General features: G+C 71.4%; 15 protein-coding genes. 6 read left to right on the top strand and 9 right to left on the bottom strand.

Annotated features, from left to right (window positions below; translation table 11 throughout):
- Positions 1-18 precede the first annotated feature (18 nt).
- From ABZ117_RS16725 to ABZ117_RS16700, 6 genes are all read right to left on the bottom strand, one after another.
- Positions 19-258 (bottom strand): phosphopantetheine-binding protein, encoded by a 240-nt coding sequence (locus ABZ117_RS16725; protein WP_356821378.1) that lies wholly within the window; start codon positions 256-258, stop codon positions 19-21.
- A gap of 21 nt (positions 259-279) precedes the next feature.
- Complete coding sequence (locus ABZ117_RS16720) at positions 280-696, bottom strand: holo-ACP synthase (RefSeq protein WP_356821376.1); 417 nt, start codon at positions 694-696, stop codon at positions 280-282.
- Between the two features lies 1 nt (position 697).
- The gene (locus tag ABZ117_RS16715) at positions 698-1,546 is read right to left on the bottom strand and encodes a hypothetical protein (protein ID WP_356821374.1); all 849 of its coding nucleotides are present in this window, start codon (positions 1,544-1,546) and stop codon (positions 698-700) included.
- Positions 1,546-2,412 (bottom strand): diiron oxygenase, encoded by an 867-nt coding sequence (locus ABZ117_RS16710; protein WP_356821372.1) that lies wholly within the window; start codon positions 2,410-2,412, stop codon positions 1,546-1,548. Before ABZ117_RS16710 ends, ABZ117_RS16715 begins: the two co-directional genes overlap by 1 nt.
- Positions 2,413-2,615: 203 nt before the next feature.
- A complete protein-coding gene (locus ABZ117_RS16705) occupies positions 2,616-3,746 on the bottom strand; it encodes a LuxR family transcriptional regulator (protein ID WP_356821370.1) in 1,131 nt (376 codons plus the stop codon).
- Positions 3,743-4,522, bottom strand: a complete 780-nt coding sequence (locus tag ABZ117_RS16700; RefSeq protein ID WP_356821368.1) for an alpha/beta fold hydrolase — start codon at positions 4,520-4,522, stop codon at positions 3,743-3,745. The genes ABZ117_RS16705 and ABZ117_RS16700 overlap by 4 nt, the downstream gene beginning before the upstream one ends.
- Before the next feature lie 297 nt (positions 4,523-4,819).
- Here ABZ117_RS16700 and ABZ117_RS16695 point away from each other — a divergent pair, with 297 nt between their 5' ends.
- The 3 genes from ABZ117_RS16695 (at position 4,820) to ABZ117_RS16685 (ending at position 7,130) form a co-directional block, all read left to right on the top strand.
- A complete protein-coding gene (locus ABZ117_RS16695; protein ID WP_356821366.1) occupies positions 4,820-5,302 on the top strand; it encodes a helix-turn-helix domain-containing protein in 483 nt (160 codons plus the stop codon).
- A gap of 159 nt (positions 5,303-5,461) precedes the next feature.
- Positions 5,462-5,974, top strand: coding sequence for a hypothetical protein (locus tag ABZ117_RS16690; RefSeq protein ID WP_356821364.1), 513 nt, complete (start codon positions 5,462-5,464; stop codon positions 5,972-5,974).
- Entirely contained in the window at positions 5,964-7,130 is a 1,167-nt protein-coding gene (locus ABZ117_RS16685) for an MAB_1171c family putative transporter (protein ID WP_356821363.1), read from the top strand. Before ABZ117_RS16690 ends, ABZ117_RS16685 begins: the two co-directional genes overlap by 11 nt.
- 20 nt (positions 7,131-7,150) lie before the next feature.
- Here ABZ117_RS16685 and ABZ117_RS16680 read toward each other — a convergent pair whose 3' ends face one another.
- The gene (locus ABZ117_RS16680) at positions 7,151-8,404 is read right to left on the bottom strand and encodes an MFS transporter (RefSeq protein WP_356821361.1); all 1,254 of its coding nucleotides are present in this window, start codon (positions 8,402-8,404) and stop codon (positions 7,151-7,153) included.
- A 152-nt stretch (positions 8,405-8,556) separates the two neighbouring features.
- Between ABZ117_RS16680 and ABZ117_RS16675 the strand changes: the two genes are divergently transcribed.
- The 3 genes from ABZ117_RS16675 to ABZ117_RS16665 all read left to right on the top strand — a co-directional run bounded on the left by ABZ117_RS16675 (position 8,557) and on the right by ABZ117_RS16665 (position 14,214).
- A complete protein-coding gene (locus tag ABZ117_RS16675; RefSeq protein ID WP_356821359.1) occupies positions 8,557-8,901 on the top strand; it encodes a metalloregulator ArsR/SmtB family transcription factor in 345 nt (114 codons plus the stop codon).
- Between the two features lie 171 nt (positions 8,902-9,072).
- Complete coding sequence (locus ABZ117_RS16670; protein WP_356821357.1) at positions 9,073-9,606, top strand: pyridoxamine 5'-phosphate oxidase family protein; 534 nt, start codon at positions 9,073-9,075, stop codon at positions 9,604-9,606.
- A gap of 921 nt (positions 9,607-10,527) precedes the next feature.
- Positions 10,528-14,214, top strand: a complete 3,687-nt coding sequence (locus tag ABZ117_RS16665) for a BTAD domain-containing putative transcriptional regulator (protein WP_356821355.1) — start codon at positions 10,528-10,530, stop codon at positions 14,212-14,214.
- 57 nt (positions 14,215-14,271) lie between these two features.
- On the opposite strand, the gene ABZ117_RS16660 is transcribed toward ABZ117_RS16665, so the two are convergent.
- Positions 14,272-15,972 (bottom strand): bifunctional 3'-5' exonuclease/DNA polymerase, encoded by a 1,701-nt coding sequence (locus tag ABZ117_RS16660; protein ID WP_356821353.1) that lies wholly within the window; start codon positions 15,970-15,972, stop codon positions 14,272-14,274.
- Between the two features lie 79 nt (positions 15,973-16,051).
- On the bottom strand, positions 16,052-16,810 hold the full coding sequence (locus ABZ117_RS16655; protein ID WP_356821351.1) for a Clp protease N-terminal domain-containing protein: 759 nt from the start codon (positions 16,808-16,810) through the stop codon (positions 16,052-16,054).
- Positions 16,811-16,863 lie beyond the last annotated feature (53 nt).

Genomic DNA, 16,863 nt, shown 5'->3' with positions numbered 1-16,863 from the left:
GCTTGTCCCCTCCGGGAGTCAGGCCGCGACGAAGAACGCCTTCTCGATCGCCGAGAGCGTCTGGAAGTCCTGGATGTCGATGGTGTCGAAATCGATTTCCACGCCGCTCGCGCTCTCGATGGCGTAGACCAGCTCAACGAACGAGAGCGAGTCCACGAGCCGGCTCTCGATGAGATTCTCGTTCGCTTCGACGGACTCCCGTTCCGGGTGCCGTTCCAGGATCCATGCGCGTACTTCGTCGATTCCTGCCGATGCCATTTCCCACTCCTCAGACCCTTGTCAGGCGGATGTCAGGCGACCGGTGTCCGTCTCCGGCGCGCCGGCGCAGAAGGCGACCGCCACGGCACATGGTTCGTCGTGCGTGATGCTCACTTCGATGTGCTCGAAACCGGCGTCCCGTGCCAGATCGGCGGCGCGTCCGCTGAGTCGTACGACGGGCCAGCCCCCGTCGCCTTTCAGTATTTCGATGCCGAGCCACGGCAACGTCTGCCTCGGAACGCGGAAGAGTTTGAACACCGCTTCTTTGGCTGCCAGCCGACCGGCGATACCCGCGATGTCCGGCCCGCCCGCCGTGCGGGAAAGCCTCAATTCCTCTTCCGAGAGCATCCGGGCCAGCGCGGCCCCGTTGTCGCGCCCCGCCATCTCGCGGACCCGGCCGAACGGGACCAGGTCGATTCCGACCCGTCCGTGTCTCATGTCAGGCAACCTGCCGGGCGGCCGCCCTGACGGATTCCAGCGCCTGCCGCGCGTCGCCACCGTGCAGATCGAGCAGAACGGACAGCCACCGTTCCAGTCCGAATGCCACGCAGCTCGTGTACGCGTATCCGTCGCCGGACGCGAGGCGGATGTCGCAGCGTTCGCCGAAGAAATTGCGGTGCGTGTTCACCGACGATATCGCCAGACCGTCCGCGGCCTGGAACTCGAACTTGACCGGGCTGAGCCTCGCCATGAGGGCGCGGGCGCCGTCGTTCTCGAAGAACGGGTCGGACGCGACCGCCTTCTCCAGTCCGAGATTCAGCTCCTCGGCGAACGCGGTGATGCGCTCCGTGAAGGCAGAGAGCACCTGCTGGGTGTGCTCGTACGAGCCCAGTGCGACGATCTCCCGCATCTGGAAGCTGAGCAGCCGGCGCAGTCCGCCGTAGGACTCCTCGTTGCGGAAGCAGCGGTTCACCAGGGTCACCAGGGTCTCGTCGGTCACCCGGCTCTTCTCGTAGTACAGGTAGGCGCCGTAGCAGGTCGCGTGCGGCAGTCCGAGCTGTGATTCCCGCAGGTCGGACGGTGCGAAGCGGCCGTCGGCGGGCTTGGCCGCACCGCTGTCCACATCGAGCGGCGCCGCGACCAGGGCCAGGTGCGGGAAGTTCGTGTAGACGTCGAACTTCTCCAGGTCGGAGACCGGGTACAGCGGTGGTGGGAGGATTTCGCGGGCGCCGGCGGATGTTCCCCAGCCGGCGAAGGTCCGGTCGAGTTCCTTGAGCAGGTCCGTCCGGTCGGGGTCGAGGATGACGAGCGCCTGGGACAGGTCGAGGGCCGCGCGGGCGTCGGTCATCAGATGAGTCCCGCCTTCTCCAGGAATTTCGTGGTCTTGCGGAACACACTCTTCTCGAACTCCGGACGGGTCGGGGAGTCAAGGAGTTCCCGGCGCAACTCCAGCGGGTTCTCGACACCCGCGTCCCGGTATACCTGCGGGTTGTACAGCGACTCGAAGCTGTAGCTCATGTACCGCCTGATGTACGCGGCGATGTCCTTCAGTTCCTCCTCGGAGGAGGTGCGCTTCACGTCCTCGAACAGCGCGGAGACCAGTTCGCGGCCGAAGGCGATGTGCCGGGACTCGTCCTGGTGGTGAATCCGGTTGATGCCACGGATGGTCTCGTGCAGCCGGCCGTCGAGCGCCATCTTGGAGTTGAAGTGGTCGACCAGCTCCTCGAAGATGAGGATCCGGGCGAAGACCAACAGGCTCTCCACGTCGGAGCGCGGGATCTCGACGGCCGCGCCGGAAGGCTGGCGGTAGATCTTCTTTCCGTAGCGCAGGCAGAATTCGGCGAAGAACCACATGTGCTCGTTCTCCTCACCGATGAAGTGGTGGAAGAACTCGGAGGGCGTCTCGAACCCCGTGGTGTGTATGCGCTTGGTGACCTCGATGAGGAGTTCCCGGATGCCGTGCACGTTCAGGCTGTAGAAGTTGATGCTCTCGTAGCGCGACAGCGCGTGGAGCTGCTTCTCGGTGAGCCGTGCGGCGGCTTCCGTGCCGTGCGTCGTTGTCAGCTCCGGGCTCATCCACCACATGTTCTCCGGCAGACTGTCCGGCCACTCGAACAGCTTGTACGGGTTGTAGTAGTCGTCGATCGCCTTGGTGGTCAGGCGGTCCAGGATTCCGAGAAAACGGTCATCCTGATCAATCAGTTTGCTGACCATGCTCGAACATCCTCCGATTCGGATGGGGCACTGAAAAAACAGTAAGGAGCGTTTGCTGTACGTGACAACGACCTAAAACGGCTTGGCCGCTCCTGGCCAGCGGACTCGGGCCGGCAGAGCCGGAAGAAATCGGGGGACACGAAGGCACGGCCTGCCGGGACCCCCTCGCGGGGCCCCGGCAGGCCGTGCCTGGAACGGACAGCTCAGCCGGCCCGGCCCACCTGCGGGCAGGGCTCACGCATACCCACGAGGCCGGCGCAGGCCGCCGCCACCCCGGCCTGGAACCGGCTCTCGGCGTTGAGTTCACCCATGATGCCGGAGATGTGCCTGCGGAAGGTCCGCGACGACATGCCGATGCGGCGGGCGACGACGTCGTCCTTCAGACCGGAGGCGAGCAGGTCCAGGATGGTGGCCTTGACGTCGTCCAGCGTCTCCCCGTACGAGACGGCGTCGGCCTGGAAGTCGGCCCCCGACTGCCACGCGTACTCGTAGACCCGGCGGAGCAGGGACACGACCGCCGGCTCGTAGACGATCGTGACCAACGGGGTGTCCCGGTCCTCGACGTGCTCGGAGAGGAAGACCGCGTCGTCGCCCACGATGACGAGGTCTTCGAACACGTGGTTGGACGTGCGGATGCGGGCGCCGGCCTCGGCGGCCCTGCGCAGACCGGCGCGGGCGGAGGCACTGGTGCGGGCGGTGTGCGGGCACAGAATCCGCAGACGCGTGCCGCCCGCCAGCGCCTCCCGCCCCAGGAGCTGGTCCTGCTGGGCCCGGGCCGGACCGAGCGGCCACATGGCGAGCACCTCGCCGACCCGGTCGCGGGTGAGGTCGGCCATCCGCAGCTCCACCTCCCGGGGGTCGTGGCTGCGCACCACCACTTCCTGCCGGGGCCTGGAGCGCCGCAGGGTGCTGAAGGTTTCGGCGAACGAGCTCAGCTTCTCGTGGATGCCGGCCAGTTCACGGCGCTTGTCGCTGATGGCCTCTTCCAGTGGCACCACCAGCTCGACGTGGGCGGCATCCGGGCTCACCGCCCGGTAGTGGCCCGACACCTCGCAGCGCTTGACCAGCCGCAGACCGCGCAGTGTGCTCATCGTCTGCTCGACCGTGGCGGTCGGGAGGCGCAGGGCGGTCGCCACCTCCAGCACGGTGGCGGGTCCGTTCGCCAGCGTCTCCTCGTAGACCCGGATGGCCAGTTCGTCTCCCCCGGTCGCGGGCGACGAGCCCGGTGTCTCGCGGGCGGACCGGTCCCTGACCGGTGCCGTCGTCTCGTCCACCGACGTGTCCGCGGCCGGCTCCAGCCACGACGGCACGGCCTTGTCCAGCAGGTTCTTCACCGTATCCCTCCCGCGTGCCGCCCAGCGGAGCCGGCGCGGAGATCCGCGGTGACGGCCTCGGCCACCTCGGCCAGCTGTTCGTTGAGAAAGAAATGGCCACCGGGGAAGGAGGTGACCTTCAGCTCCCCTGTGGTGTGGCTCCCCCAGGCGTCGGCCGCTGCCGCGTCGACGTAGGGGTCCGCGTCCGACAGCAGGAAGGTGACGGGACAGTTCACCGTCGCGTCCGGCGGGGCGAGGTAACCGGAGTTCGCGCGGTAGTCGTTGCGGACCACGGTCAGGATCGACTCCCGGTACTTGGGTTTGTCGAGGAGCTTGACCGGGATGGCCCCCAGAGTCCTGAGCTCTTCGACGATCTCCTCGTCGTCCTGCGGTACGTGCACGCCGAGCCCGTCCGACGGCGAACGCCGGCCGGAGACGAACAGTCGCACGGGTGGCGTCCCCGCGGCCTCCAGCCGTCGGGTCAGCTCGAAGGCGACGACGGATCCCATGCTGTGGCCGAGAACCGCGAAGGGCCGGTCGCACCAGGGCCGCAGGCCGGCGGCGATACGGTCCGCCAGTTCGCCGATGTCGGTGAAGCCCTGGTGGCCGGGCCCGCCCTGACGGCCCGGGTACTGGACGGACAGCGCTTCGATGTGGCCGGGCAGGGCCCTGGCCAGCGGGCCGAAGGCGCTCGCGGACGCCCCGGCATGGGGACAGCAGACCAGCCGCGTCGCGGCCCCGGGCGCGGGCCGGGGGACCTGGATCCAGTTCGTGTCTTGGACGGCTTGCTTCTCCATCGAGTCGTCATCCCCATCCGGTCGCAGCACAAAAGGAGGTCAACGTGTTCCGAGGGTTGAGCGGTCGCGCGGAGCAGAGGATCGGCGTCAGGCGCGGCGGCACCACGTGTCGTACGGGTCGACGGTGCCAGGGAGCGCTCGCGGCAACTGACCGCCCCTACGATCATGCGAATCAGGGAGTCCACGGCCATATCAGTTGCCGAGGGGTCAGCTTAGCTGGCGGCGGTTCCTTGTCAACTGATGCAAATCGGTGCACGGTTGACATCAAAGACTGACCGGTGACGGATCGGAGTAGGCATGGCTGAAATCGCGCGGTCTTCCTCGACGGGCGCGCTCGCAAGTCGTTTGAACCACTTGTTCGCCACCGTGCATCCGCGAGACCGTGGCCCCTACAGCAATGACGAAGTGGCCAGGGCGATCCGCGAACGAGGGGGGGACATCTCGAAGGCGTACATCGCCTACCTGCGTAACGGGACGCGCAGAAACCCGACGATGCACCACCTGGAGGCGCTCGCCGCCTTCTTCGGCGTGAAGCCCGCGTATTTCTTCGACGACGAGGTCGCCGAGGAGATCGATTCCATGCTGCTGCGGCTGGTCGCGCTACGGGAGGCCGGCATCCAGTTGAGCGAGTGGGAGGCGCTGCGGGACGCGGGCATCACCAAGATTGCCGCGCGGGCCAATGGGCTGTCCACCAAGGGCCTGGTGGCGGCGGCCGAAATCCTAGATCAATTGCGTGCTTTGGAGGGCCTCCCCCTGGAAAAGGATACCGGCGACAGTTGACGCCATGAGGGGTGGTCAGCCACGGTATCCAGCGTGCGTCCCGGACCTCGCACGTGCAACCACCGGTCCGGCAGTGGGGGGTACCACGGAACCACCGTGCAGGCGGCCAGTTCGCTCGGGCAGCGCTGGAAACAGTGCCGGAGAAGAACAGGGAGTGGTATGCGCATTCGGTACCGGCGGCTGCGCCGCCGCTGTGAGGCCGTACTGGGCACCTTGCGACTGGAGCCTCCGTTCTCCCTCGAAGAGCTCTGTGCCCATCTGACCGATCTGCGGGGGCGGCCGCTTCACCTGCTCCCACTGCCGAGCGGAGCCGCGGCGGCGGGAGCCTGCGGGCTGTGGCTCGCCACCGGCACCGACGACTTCGTCTTCTTCGAACAGCAGACCAGCCGTCCCCACCAGGAACACATCATCCTGCACGAGATAGGCCACATGCTGTTCGACCACCCGACGCTCGACATGCCCGGCGGCCTCGGGTCGCCCGGGCAGCTCGGGGACCTCGATCTGGGTCTCGCGCAGCGCCTCCTGGCACGCACCGACTACACCACCCGCCAGGAGCAGGAAGCCGAGATGCTCGCCAGCCTCCTGCGGACCGTCGCGGTCCGGCCGGAGGCATCGCCGTCCGAATCCGCGAGTGAATGGGAAGCGGCACTGGGGCTGTCGCGTGTCCAATGACGTGACGACGACCGGGCTGTGGGTCGAGGGTGTCGGTACGTCGGTCATGTGGCTCGCCCTGCTGTTACGGGCGCCCTCCGCCATTCGGTCGCCGCAGCAGCGCGGCCTGTGGATCGCGGTCGCGGCGGCGGCCATCACCATGACGCTGAAACGGCATTTTCTGGTCGAGCTGGCGGACCGCGACTTCCATATCTACCAGGCGTATGTGCTGGCAACCCACCTGTGCGGAGTGCTTTCGGCCATCATCGTCATGGACTTCGTCCTGGTCACGACGGACCGGCCGCAACGGGAATGGCTTCACCTCGGTTCCGGCCTGGCCATCGTCTGCCTGATAATCCTCGGTGCGCGGTGGAACCCGGGCATGAACGTCCATCAGTCGCTCGGCACCGGAAGCGATGTTTTCTGGCTGATAGTGATCGGCATACATCAGGCCGGCAACATTCTGTGTATCGCCGTGTGCCTGCGACACTGGTACAGAGGCGGGAAATCTCCACTCAGGACCACCATGGGCCTATTCGGACTGGGCAGCTGCCTGGCTGCTCTTTTCTGGGTGGGATGTCTGATCCAGCTGATCTCGGACGTTTCCTGGGTGGCGCCGACCCTTCCCTTCACCATGGGTGTGTTCTGCTTCTCCAGGGCGGCCGTCATCGCCGCGCCGGCGTTTTCGGCCATCCGCCGTGCGCACCGGGACGCGAGGGACTTCTGGCGTCTGTGGAGACTCTGGCGCGACCTCGTGTCCGCGGTGCCTTGGGTAGCCCTCGCCCCGCCCCGGCCGCGCCTGCTGGAACTGCTGCTGCCGCGCGGGCCCTGGAGCCTGCTGGTGTACCGCCAGGTCATCGAGATCCGTGACGCCATCCTCGTACTGCGCGACTACGCTTCCCCCGATCCGCCGTTCCCCGGTCCCGATCCGATGGCGGCCCCCGACCTGTCCCCCGCCGACGCGGCGGAGATGGCACGCTGGCTGGCAGCGGCCCGCCGCGCCAAGAATCGGGGCCAGGGGCCGCGTACGCGGGTCGTGGGGCTGTCCGCGCTCGGCGGTCACGATCTCGTCCACGAGACCGCCTTCCTCGTCCGGGTCGCCGACGCCTACTCCTGCCGTGCACCGGGCGGCGATGCCGGCCACCCGGCGCACCGGTTGCCCACCGGGATCCGCTGATCGCCGCCCGCTCATCGGGGTCACTTCACGGCCGGCGCCCCGACGTCACCGGTAGTCGTGTCCGCCGCGGCGCTGGTGGCCTGCTCGTCCGCCCGGCGCTCCGGCCGGGCGGACAGCCAGGTCAGCAGCGCCGCCGCGAGGACGCAGACCACCGCGATGGGCAGCAGCGAGGCGGCACTGCCGAACGAGTTCAGGCCGATCGCGCCGATCACGCTGGACAGGGAGATCGCCAGGTACATCACGGCAGCGTTGAGCGAGACCCCCAGAGCTTCGGCCCCCGGCTGGGAGAGCGCCATGACGCGGTGCTGCTGAGGGGCGGTCACCGACCACGAGCCCACTCCGCTGAGCGCCACCACGACGACCGCGGCGGCGAACGACTTCTGGCTGGGCAGCATGGCGAGGAACACCGCGGCCAGACCGAGGGTGGCGCAGATGACCACGTTCCGGGGCCCGTGCCGGTCGGCCAGGCGGCCGGCCATCAGGTTCCCCGCCGTACCGGCCAGTCCGAACACCAGCAGCAGCAACGCCACTCGGCCGCCGTCGCCGCCGATGGCCGGTGCGAAGACCGAGCTGATGTACGTGTACGGCAGGTAGATCCCGACGAAGGCCAGCAGCGTGACGGTGAGGACGCCGGCCACCTTGCGGTCGGTGAGCGGCGAGAGCCGCTGACGCAGGCCCACCTTGCCACCGAGTCTGATGTCCGGCAGCCGCAGCGCGATCACCGGCGCTATCACGACGGCGAGCGCCGTGACGAACCACATGGTCGCCCTCCACCCGAACGCGTTGCCGATGGCGGTGCCCAGCGGCGCGCCGAGGGCGAGCGAGGACGTCAGGCCGACGGTCACGATCGCGATCGCCCGCCCGCGCCGCTCATCGCCGGCGATGGCGGCGGCGGTGGCTCCCGCGTTGGGCGTGAACATCGCGGCTCCCGCCGCGGCCACCACCCGGGATGCCAGGACCAGCGGGTAGCCGGGGGCGAGTGCGGTGACGACGTTGCCCACCGCGAAGACGGCGAGCGCCGTGACCAGCACCCGGCGCCGGGACCACGTGCCGGTCAGGGCCGCCAGGACGGGGGACAGCAGCGCGTAGGCGATGGCGAAGACGCTGACCAGCTGACCCGCGGCGGCGGTGTCGACGTGCAGCGAACGGCTGATGTCGGGGAGCAGGCCGGCGATCACGAAGGCGTCGGTTCCCACGGCGAAGGTGCCCAAGGCCAGAACCATCGCATGAGGGCGCCAGCGCTCGCCGTGGTCGGCTTGCGCGGTGTCGGTCATCGGGTGCTCCTGTTCCGATAGATGCCGTCCTTTACGATGGGCATCGTAGTATAGGTCGATCCTGATCGTAACTACTGACGTGCATCGACTCTTCCGCGGACCGGTGGGCGATGTGATGTGTATCGTCGGAGGCGATCACCATGGAGGCCGCGATGCGCGACACGAAGGACACCTGGCTGCCGGAACCCGACCTCGACGAGGTCGACATCGGTACGGTCCTACAGGCCCTGGCCGACCCCGTCCGCCTGCAGATCGTCCGGTTGCTCGACAGCGCGGGCGAGGGTTCCTGCACCACCCTCGACGTCCCCGTCAAGCGTTCCACCGTCTCCCACCACCTGCGCACGCTGCGGGAGAGCGGCGTCGTCGCGACCCGGCTGGTGGGCAACTCCCGGCTGAGCAGACTGCGCAGGGACGAACTCGAACGCCGCTTCCCCGGCCTGCTGACGTCGGTCCTGACGGCCTCCACACCGCAGGAGCGGCGACAGCACGCCGGATGACCCGGCGGGGGCAGGACCACCACCCCGCGACGAGCGACGCAGAGCGGACAGCCGCCAACGAGCCGGACTTCAGGAGGTCGGATGGGTCGCTACGCCCACCTGGCGTACACCGATTCGGTGCGCCAGGTGCAAAGTGAGCAGGGAAGCGCGGCGGCAGCCGGTCGCCGGCTCATGCAGGGAGACGCCCCCGAACCGCTGACGGCGGACGAGGCCGACTTCATCGAGTCCCGCGACGGCTTCTACCTCGCCAGCGTCAGCGAGACCGGCTGGCCGTACGTCCAGTTCAGGGGAGGCGCGCCCGGCTTCCTCCACGTCCTGGACGAGCGGACGATCGGCTACGCCGACGTGCGCGGCAACCGCCAGTACATCACCACGGGGAACGTCCGGGCGGACGGGCGCGTGGCGCTGTTCCTGATGGACTACCCGCAGCAGCGCCGACTGAAGATCTTCGGCCGGGCCTCCGTCCGGCCGCTGGAGGACGACCCGGCCCTCACCGAGCGACTCTCCGCCCGGCGCACCCCCGGCCACCTGGAACGCCTGATGGTCATCCGGGTCGAGGGGTTCAACTGGAACTGCCACCAGCACATCACGCCCCGTTACTCGGAAGCCGAGCTCGGTGCCGCACTCGATCCGGTACGCGCCCGGCTCGCCGCCCTGGAGGAGGAGAACCGCCGCCTCAGGGCCCGCCTCGGCGACGACGCCTGACGCGTACGCTCCCCCCGCGCCCCGGGTACGCGCGCCGGCGGCTGACCGCGGCCTGCCGCGGCGGCCAGTATCCCGGCGCGAGCCGACGGGGGTACCGGTCGGCCTGTGTCCGTCCCCTCGTGGCGCACAGACCCCGACTGCGGGACCTTCCCTTTCCCCGCGCGGCACGCATGCGAGGCGTGCGTCGACGGCGACCCGCTCGCCAGGATGATCCGGCGCCGGACCGACGGCCTGCCCGAACTGCTCACCGGCGCCGTCGGCAAGGACGGCAGGCCGCTGCCGTTCGCAAGCTCCACCGAAGCCCCAGGTCGGATCGTGTCCGAGCTTCGGTCTTTCGGGGGCCGGCGCGGTGCGGTGCGGCCGGATCGGGGTGGTGAGGGGCTGCGGGGACCGGCCGGTGGGTGGCGGGCGGTGCGTCGGCGGCCCACGCGGCGACTCGGCCGGCTCGGGCGTCCCGCCGGTGATGCGCGCCGGCACCGGTGCCGGGAGGCGCTGCCGGGTACCAGCAAGCGGACCGGGCCGTAGGGAAGCGGGAAGCGGGACGGGGCCCCGGTCGTTCACCTCCGACGGCCGGGGCCCTGTTCGTCCCCGGACCCGGCCTGCGGCGACACTCCCCCGAGTTACGCGACATACGCGCGCGCCGTCGGGCCGGACCCGATGGAATGATCACATCAGGATTCGCCAACGGATCGCTAACATGTGGCCAACGGTTCGTCGGGGGTTGGCGAGCCGACTGGCCGGAAGTCGCCCGGCGGCAACGGACGCGGCCCGCATGCACGGGCGTTCCGAACCGGACCGGCGGACGGAAGGCGGCGGGAAACCGTTGTGGACAGGGCGGAAATCCGCCAGACAACGGCGGGCACACGCCCGTCGCGGTGCACGGTCGGCCCCGACCGCGCGGAAAGGCAGTGAAGCGGCGTGATGCGGCGGTGCGAGCTGCGCTTCGGGCTGCTGGGGCCACCGGTCCTCTACGACCGACCGCCGGACGGAATGGCGGACGCCGCCTCCCCGGCGTCCCGGGAATCCGGCCGAGCGGACACGCCCGCGCACCCGGCGTCCCCCGACGACGCCGCCGACCACGGTGTCCGCCCCATCGGCAGTCCCAAAGTCCGCGCCCTGCTCGCCGCGTTGCTGCTGGAGCCCGGGCGGGTCGTCTCGGTCCAATCGCTGAAGGACGCGCTGTGGGGCGGCGCGCCGCCCGTCTCCGCGAAGGCCTCCCTGCACAACCACGTCACCCGGCTGCGCCGCCTCCTGGACGACCCGGAGCGGCTCAGGGCCGTACCGCCGGGGTACCTGCTGCGGGTCGACCACGGCGAGCTGGACGTGCACGTCTTCGACGCCCTGGTCGCGGAGGCGCGGGCCGCGCACGCCCGGCGTGACTGGCCGGGCGTCGTCCGCGCCTGCACCACCGGGCTCGCGCTGTGGCGCGGCACCCCGCTCAGCGGACTCCCCGCCGACCTCGGCGGCTACGCCCTCGTGCAGCGCCTCGAAGAAGCCCGGCTGTTCCTGCTGGAATGGCGGTACGACGCCGAACTCGCCGTCGGGGGAGCGCGGCTGGCGGCGCTCGTGCCGGAGCTGGCGGCCCTGGTCGCGGAGCATCCACTGCGCGAGGTCTACCACCGTCAGCTGATGCTCGCCCTGCACCGCACCGGCCGGCAGGCCGAGGCCCTCGCCGTCCACCGTGACCTGCGCGCCCGCCTGGTGGAGGAACTCGGGATCGAACCCGGCCAGGCGGTCCGCGAGGCGCATGTCGAGGTGCTGCGGGGGAGCGACGACGAGGGGTGGCGGCGGGAGGATGGCGAGCACGGCGGTCCCGGCCCGAACGGTGGTGACGGGCGCCGGCCGGACGAAGACGGCCGGGTGAGCGCCGTCGGCAAGGGGGACGCGGCCCCTTCGGCTTGCGCCGCACCGTGCGACGGTGACGGGCCGGATGCGCGGCAGACCCCGCGTCCGGCGCAGCTCCCGGCCCCTCCGGCGCACTTCACCGGGCGTGCCGACGTGTGCCGCGCGCTGCGTCACGCGCTGACCGAGCCGCCCGCCCCGGCGCCCGCCGTGGCCGTGATCAGCGGCATGGCGGGCGTCGGCAAGAGCGCGCTGGCGCTCCATGTCGCCCATGAGCTGAGGGAACGTTTCGCTGACGGCCAGCTGTACGTCAACCTGCACGGCGCCACCCCCGGGGTGACCCCGCTGACCGCCGCGCAGGCGCTCGCCGCGCTGCTGCGGGACCTCGGTGCCGAGCCGCGCAACATCCCCGAACACCCCGACGCCGCAGCCGCCCTGCTCCGCTCGCTGCTCGCACCGGCGCACCTCCTGCTGGTACTGGACGACGCGGCCAACGCGGCCCAGGTACGGCCCCTCCTCCCGGCCGGGCCCGGCTGCGCGGTGATCGTCACCAGCCGCTCGCCGCTGACCGCGCTCGACGGCGCCCGGCGCTTCCCGCTCACCCCGCTGACCGGCGAGGACAGCGCCGCCCTGCTGCGCGCCGTGAGCGGACGGGAGGGGCTGGACGCCGGGCACGCCCTGGTCGAACTGACCGGCCGGCTACCGCTGGCGCTGCGCGTGGTCGCGGCCCGGCTCGCCGCCCGGCGCGCCCTCACCCCCGATGTCCTGGCGAGCCAACTGGCCGACACGGGCGGGCGGTTGCACCATCTGGAGTACGACGACCTGAGTGTCCGGCGCTCCCTGGCCGTCGCCCACGACGCGCTCGCCGCCGCCGAGCGTGAGGCCGACCGGGACGCGGCCCTCGCCCTGCGCCACATCGGCGCCCTCGACCTGCCCACCTACGGCGCCCCGCTCGTCGCCCGCCTCACCGGCACCGACGAGCGCCGCGCCGAGGCCGCCCTGGACCGCCTGGTCGACGTCGCCCTCCTGGAGGAGACGGCGTACGGCCGCTACACCCCTCACGACCTGGTCCGCGACTTCGCCCGCGAACTGGCCGACGCCGCCACCCCCGCCGGCCTCGCCCCACCCCCGGCCGCTCGCCCCGCCGAGACTCCGCACGCGGCCGAGAACCCCACCCCGCCCGCAGGCGCCGACGCACCCGAGAACTCCGCTCCCGATACGGCCGCCGCGGGTGCCGAGGGGGCCGGAGACTCTGTGCGCGCCACGGCGGTCACGGCCGACATGGCCGACATGGCCGACACGGCGGACACGGCGGTCACGGCGGTTACGGCGGTTACGGCTGACACGGCTGACACGGCCGGCACGGCGGCCACGGCGGGCACGGCCGGCACGCCGGTCACGGCCGACGCTGCGGCCACTGCGGATACGGCCGGCACCGTCGGCACGGGTGCCGACGGAGAAACGACCCCCGCTTCAGGCCGACCGGCAACAGGCCGCACCGCTGTCGGCCGGCCCGGCCCCGGCCGGCCCGGCCCAGGTGTTCCCGTGGTCCCCGCCGCCGGGCCGGGCGCGAGTACGTGCCCCGCACCCGCCGTGGCCGCCCCTGAGGACACCGCCGGCCCCGATCGCACCGCACTGCGGTGGTACGCCGCCGTGGCGGAGCGGGTGCTGACGGCCGTCGTGGAACCGGGGCTCGACCAGGACGACCGGCGGCGGCCGACCGGTGCGCAGCCGGTGGAGCACGCGGCGGACGTGGCGGCCCTGGCGTCCTTCGAGTCGGCCGAGGAGGCCTACGCCTGGGGCGAGATGGAGCTGGAGAACGTCGTCGCGCTGGTGGAGCGGAACGCCGGAACGCAGGACGCGCGCACGGCCGCCGCGCTCTCGGTGCTCGTACGGCTGCTCTTCCCCTATGTGCAGCGCAGCGGCCGGGTCGCCGAGATGGAGGTACTGGGGCGGGCAGCGCTCGCCGCCGCGCGGCGGCTCGCGGATCCGGCGGCCGAGGCGTACGCGCTCGGCGACCTCGCGGGCCTGCACTTCCTGACCGGCCGGCAGAACGAGGCCCTCACCCTCACCGACCAGGCCCTGGAGATCTGGCAGCGGCTCGGCACCGCCTCCCGCATCCGGCGCTGCCTGAACAACCGCGGACTGCTGCTGGAGGGGCTCGGCCGGTTCGAGGAGTCGGGGGAGGCGCTGCGGCAGAGCCTCACGTACTCCCGGCTGCTGAACGACTCCTACGGCGAGGCCGTCACCCACAGCCATCTGGGCAACCTTTACGAGCACACCGACCCGCGCGCCGCCATCGAGCAGCACCGGCGCTCGCTGGCCATCGGGGACGCGATCGGCGCGGTCATCGTGCAGCACTCGGCGCACTGCAACATCGGCTACGCCCACCTCACGCTCGGTGAACCGGCCGCCGCCGCGCGGCACTTCGAGGAGAGCCTGCGCATCCTGGGCGGCCACGGCGACTGGCACGGGGAGTCGCAGACCCGCCTCGGCCTGGTCCGGGCGCTGCGGCAGCTCGGGGACACCGGGCGGGCGGCCGGTGAGTGCGCCGAGCTGCTGCGCCGCGCCGAGGCCCGCGCCGACCGCTACACGGGCGGCCTCGCTCTGCACCAGCACGGGCTGCTGCTGTGCGGGGAGGGGCGGTGGCCGGAGGCGTGCGACGCCTGGCGTGCGGCACTCGACGCGCTGGACGGCACGGACGAGCATGCGGTCCTGGCCGAGCTGACGGCCCTGCTGAACGCCGGGCCACCCGCCCCGCAGTGACAACTGCGGGCCACCCGCCCCGCACAGTGACAGCCCCCGGCCGTTCCGTGGCCCCGTTCATTTCGCGTCGGCATAGCAATCCACCACCGCCGTCGTGAACGGGAACCGCACCGGTGTCTCGCCGAAGGTCAGCCGGCCGGCGAGGTCGGCGGACTCGCGGATGGCCCGGACGACGGTGTCGGTCTCCTCGGCGGGGCAGTGCACGATCACCTCGTCGTGCTGGAAGAAGACCAGCTCCGCCCGGAGCGGCGCGCAGGCGCGGCGCAGCGCGGCGAGCAGCAGCAGGGCCCAGTCGGCGGCGCTGCCCTGGACGACGAAGTTGCGCGCGAAGCGGCCCCGCGCGCGGGAGTTGCCGGAGACGTGGCCGGGAGTCCAGCCGGTACGGCCGTCGGGCTGCGCCTCGGTGTCGTCCTCGCCGGCCGGGATGCCCGCCTCCTCCGCCGCGTCCTCGCCCGACCCGGCGGCCGGCGGGCAGGTGCGGCCCAGCCAGGTGCGCACCAGCCGGCCCTCCTCGCCCGCGCGGGCGGCGTCGTCGACGTAGGCGACGGCCTTCGGGAAGCGGCGGCGCAGCGCGGCCAGGTTCTTCAGTCCGTCACCGGAGGTCTGGCCGTAGACCGCGCCGAGGACGGCGAGCTTGGCCTGGTTCCGGTCGCCGGAGAAGGCGCGGTCGGAGACGGCCTGGTAGAGGTCGCTCGCGCGGCCGGCCACCTCCATCAGGCCGGGGTCGCGGGAGATGGCGGCCAGCACGCGCGGCTCCATCTGGTCGGCGTCGGCCACCACCAGCCGCCAGCCGGGGTCGGCGATCACGGCCCGGCGGATGACCTTGGGGATCTGGAGGGCACCCCCGCCGTTGGTCACCCAGCGTCCGGTGACCGTGCCGCCGGCGAGGAACTCGGGACGGAAGCGGCCGTCGCGCACCCAGTCCTGGAGCCAGGACCATCCGTGGGCCACCCAGATGCGGTACAGCTTCTTGTACTCCAGCAGGGGCTCGACGGCCGGGTGGTCGACGGACCGGAGCTCCCAGCGGCGGGTGGACCTCACCTTGATCCCGGCCTGCGCGAAGGCCTTGACCACGTCGGCGGGCAGGTCCGGCCGTACCCGGCGGCCGAAGGCGGCGGACACCTCGTCGGCGAGTTCGGCGAGGCGGCGCGGCTCGCCGCCGCCCGCGTACCGCTCGCCGAGCAGGGAGTGCAGCAGTTCCCGGTGGACGCCGGCGCTCCAGGGCAGACCGGCGTGGTTCATCTCGGCGGCCACCAGCATCCCGGCCGACTCGGCTGCGGTCAGCAGCAGCATCCGGTCGGGGTGGGCCGTCCTGCCGTGCCGCCGCAGCTGCTCGGCGTGGACAGCGAGCAGGTCCGGCAGGGGCAGGCGGGTGCCGGCGGGCTCGAACAAGGGGGACTGGGCGCCCGGTACGGCCGCGCGCTGCGGCGGATCGGGCGGTACGGGTCCGCCGCGGAGGCGGGCCAGGGCGGCGGCGGCCGAGCGTGGCTCGCCGGACCGGCCCTCGTGGCCCAGCAGGAGTGTCTCGGCGTCCTCGATGTCGTAGCACCGTTCCACTCGCACCCCCGTGGCGAGCAGACGCGGGTAGACCTCGGCGGTCGACCGCCACACCCAGCGCGTCACCTCCGGGCGGCTCCGCACCGCCCCGGCGAGATCGCTCTCCCGCCGCACCGGCCCGGCGGGCAGCCCTTCCGGGCCGAGGGGGGCGACGTCCACGCCACCGTCCTCGGCCGGTGCGAGCGCCCACCGGTCGGTCATGAACGTGAGTGTGGCAGGAGGGTCTGACAACGACCCTGACCTGCGGTCCCTCCTCCGCGGCCCTCTCCGCAGCCGCCGCCTACTCCTCCCGCTCCTCCCGCTCCTTCCTCCCTTCCTCCCGCTGCTCCAGCAGCAGGGCCAGCACCTCGCCGACGTACTCCTCGGTTCCCGCCTTGGTGATGCCGAGGCCGCTGAGAACGCCCTGGCCGTTCTCCTGCTCCAGCAGTGCCAGCAGGATGTGCTCGGTGCCGATGTAGTTGTGGCCGAGCCGCAGCGCCTCGCGGAAGGTGAGTTCCAGGGCCTTCTTGGCATCGGGGCCGTAGGGGATCAGGTCCGGGACGTCGTCCGCGGCGGGCGGCAGCGCGGCGGTCGCGGCCCGGCGTACGGAGTCCGGCTGGACGCCCTGTGCGGTGATCGCCTTCGCGGCCAGGCCTTCCGGCTCGCCCAGCAGCCCCAGGACGAGGTGTTCGGGGCGGCCCTCGGGATTGCGCGCGGCCACCGCTTCGCTGTGGGCGGCCATGACCACGTTCCGCGCGCGCGGGGTGTAGCGGCTGAAGCCCTGGGTGGGGTCGAGGGTGGCGGACTCCTTCGACACGAACCGCTTCTGTGCCGCCTGCCGGGTCACGCCCATGCTCTGGCCGATGTCGGTCCAGGACGCTCCGGAGCGGCGGGCCTGGTCGACGAAGTGCCCGATCAGGTGGTCGGCCACGTCACCGAGGTGATCGGCGGCGAGCATCGCGTCCTGGAGCTGGTCGAGGGGCTCGGTGTGCACCTTCTTGATGGCCTCGATGAGGTCGTCGAGGCGCACGGATGCCGTGAAGTTCGGGTTGGTCGCCATGTGTCAACCGTAGGTTGTCACCCGGGGGCTGTCAACGGAAGGTTGACAGTCGC

The sequence above is a fragment of the Streptomyces sp. NPDC006309 genome (assembly GCF_040613095.1).
Classification (GTDB): Bacteria; Actinomycetota; Actinomycetes; order Streptomycetales; family Streptomycetaceae; genus Streptomyces.
The sequence above is the reverse complement of the archived record's forward strand: the minus strand, read 5'-3'. Positions and strand labels throughout refer to the sequence as shown.

Excerpts from the sequence above, each read along its gene's own strand:
- ABZ117_RS16725 (WP_356821378.1), bottom strand. The coding sequence starts at position 258 with ATGGCATCGGCAGGAATCGACGAAGTACGCGCATGGATCCTGGAACGG.
- ABZ117_RS16720 (WP_356821376.1), bottom strand. The coding sequence starts at position 696 with ATGAGACACGGACGGGTCGGAATCGACCTGGTCCCGTTCGGCCGGGTC.
- ABZ117_RS16715 (WP_356821374.1), bottom strand. The coding sequence starts at position 1,546 with ATGACCGACGCCCGCGCGGCCCTCGACCTGTCCCAGGCGCTCGTCATC.
- ABZ117_RS16710 (WP_356821372.1), bottom strand. The coding sequence starts at position 2,412 with ATGGTCAGCAAACTGATTGATCAGGATGACCGTTTTCTCGGAATCCTG.
- ABZ117_RS16700 (WP_356821368.1), bottom strand. The coding sequence starts at position 4,522 with ATGGAGAAGCAAGCCGTCCAAGACACGAACTGGATCCAGGTCCCCCGG.
- ABZ117_RS16695 (WP_356821366.1), top strand. The coding sequence starts at position 4,820 with ATGGCTGAAATCGCGCGGTCTTCCTCGACGGGCGCGCTCGCAAGTCGT.
- ABZ117_RS16690 (WP_356821364.1), top strand. The coding sequence starts at position 5,462 with ATGCGCATTCGGTACCGGCGGCTGCGCCGCCGCTGTGAGGCCGTACTG.
- ABZ117_RS16680 (WP_356821361.1), bottom strand. The coding sequence starts at position 8,404 with ATGACCGACACCGCGCAAGCCGACCACGGCGAGCGCTGGCGCCCTCAT.
- ABZ117_RS16675 (WP_356821359.1), top strand. The coding sequence starts at position 8,557 with ATGCGCGACACGAAGGACACCTGGCTGCCGGAACCCGACCTCGACGAG.
- ABZ117_RS16670 (WP_356821357.1), top strand. The coding sequence starts at position 9,073 with ATGCAGGGAGACGCCCCCGAACCGCTGACGGCGGACGAGGCCGACTTC.
- ABZ117_RS16665 (WP_356821355.1), top strand. The coding sequence starts at position 10,528 with ATGCGGCGGTGCGAGCTGCGCTTCGGGCTGCTGGGGCCACCGGTCCTC.
- ABZ117_RS16660 (WP_356821353.1), bottom strand. The coding sequence starts at position 15,972 with ATGACCGACCGGTGGGCGCTCGCACCGGCCGAGGACGGTGGCGTGGAC.
- ABZ117_RS16655 (WP_356821351.1), bottom strand. The coding sequence starts at position 16,810 with ATGGCGACCAACCCGAACTTCACGGCATCCGTGCGCCTCGACGACCTC.